This is a genomic window from Paenibacillus jilunlii, assembly GCF_900102965.1.
Taxonomy (GTDB): Bacteria; Bacillota; Bacilli; order Paenibacillales; family Paenibacillaceae; genus Paenibacillus_AQ; species Paenibacillus_AQ jilunlii.
Window position 1 is genome coordinate 1 of sequence record NZ_FNGM01000038.1, and the last position, 1,452, is coordinate 1,452.

The 1,452-nt window shown below is 57.4% G+C and carries 1 protein-coding gene; it reads left to right on the top strand.

Features of this window, described 5'->3' with window-relative positions; translation table 11 throughout:
• The coding region (locus BLQ82_RS30960) for a non-ribosomal peptide synthetase (protein ID WP_143013600.1) at window positions 1–1,452 on the top strand (1,452 nt) is incomplete at both ends.

Consider the following 1,452-nt stretch of genomic DNA (forward strand, 5'->3'; position numbering starts at 1 on the left):
CCTTCGCCGCTCAGGCGGCTGCCCTGGGCGTAACCGCTGTGGATGTCGAAGAGGAAGCCGTCTATGCAGGGTACGAACGGGACAATGTCGCCCTGAGCATCCTCCCGCATCATTTGGCCTATGTCCTCTACACCTCGGGTTCAACGGGCAAACCCAAAGGGGTCCTGCTGACGCACGGGGGACTGGTGAACCGTCTGCGCTGGATGGCGGAGGCGTACGGGATGGACGAACAGGAAGTCGTTCTGCAAAAGACCACCTATACCTTTGACGTATCGGTCTGGGAGCTGTTCCTCCCGCTGATGATTGGGGGCGTGCTCTGTCTGGCGAAGCCGGGCGGGGAAAAAGACCCGGATTATCTGGTTCAGCTGATCCGCAGTCAGGGGGTAACGACACTGCATTTCGTGCCTTCGATGCTGTCGGGTTTTGTGCATGCGCTGCCGGAGAACGCGTCATTGGGGCAGCTGAAGCGCTGTATTTGCAGCGGTGAAGAGCTGACGCCTGAAGTGAAAGAGCGGTTTTTCCGCAGGGTTGAAGGGGTAGAACTGCATAACCTGTACGGACCCACCGAAGCGTCCATTGATGTCACCTCCTGCGAGGTACACCCGTCCGACACGCTGATTCCGATTGGCAAGCCGGTATCGAACACCCGCCTGTATATCGTATCCGAAGAAGGCGGGCTGGTGCCGGTGGGCATTCCGGGAGAATTATGCATCGGCGGCGTGCAATTGGCGAAGGGGTACCTTAACCGGCCGGAGCTTACGGCGGAGAAATTCAAGGCGCTGCCGGGGCTGCCGGAAGAACGGCTGTATTTCACGGGAGACCTCGCCCGGTGGCGGGAAGACGGGAACATTGAGTATCTGGGGAGAAAGGATACCCAGATCAAGCTGCGGGGCTACCGGATCGAGCTGGGAGAGATCGAGTCCGCCATCCAGAAATATGACAGCCGGATCGAAACGGCTGCCGTGGTGAGCCAGGGGGCCCAGGCAGAAACCAAAGTGCTCTGCGGCTATTTTACAGCCAGGGAGCGAATCGGAACGGAGGCGCTGAAGGAATATTTACGCCGGGAGTTGCTGGCGTATATGGTTCCGGTCTTTTATATTCAACTGGATGCCCTCCCCCATACCTCCAGCGGGAAGGTTGACCGAAAAGCCTTGGCGGAAGCGGCTGTAGACCACAGCAGCAAGGAGCCGGTGACAGAGGTTATCTCCAGTAAGGAAGGGCTAATGCTGGAGAATATTTTCAAAGAGACGCTGGGCTGCGGGAATATTTCTCCGTCCGGCAACTTCTTTGAATTAGGCGGCAATTCGCTTGCGGCAATTGTATTGAAGGCGAGAATATCCGAAGCCTTTCACACTCATGTGACCATCCTTGATATTTTTGCGAACCCGACAATCAGGGAACTGCTGCCAGTGATCCAGAGACAGGCACCGGGTCATGCCGTCACCATCCCGA